General features: G+C 74.1%; 1 pseudogene. It reads left to right on the top strand.

From position 1 onward, the window contains the following. Positions 1-263, top strand: a pseudogene (locus SB719_RS20765) (hypothetical protein); the annotation flags it as partial.

Genomic DNA, 263 nt, shown 5'->3' with positions numbered 1-263 from the left:
GGACGTGCGCCTCCGCTCGATCCGGGCGGAGGCGTACGCGGTGCCCACCGCGACCGGCGGCCGCGAGCGCCCGGAGAGCGACGGGACCATCACCTGGGACAGCACCGGCGTGCTCGTGGTGCGGCTCGAAGCCGGCGGCGTCACAGGGATGGGGTTCGTCCACACGTCGCCCGCCGCCCTCGGGATCGTCCGCGACCTGCTGTGCCCCGTTATCGCTGGGATGGACGCGCGCGACACCGAGCGGATCTTCTGGGCCATGGCCC

The organism is Pantoea sp. SIMBA_079 (assembly GCF_046940275.1).
GTDB classification, from domain to species: Bacteria; Pseudomonadota; Gammaproteobacteria; order Enterobacterales; family Enterobacteriaceae; genus Pantoea; species Pantoea borealis.
This window is presented reverse-complemented; position numbering and strand designations above follow the sequence as displayed.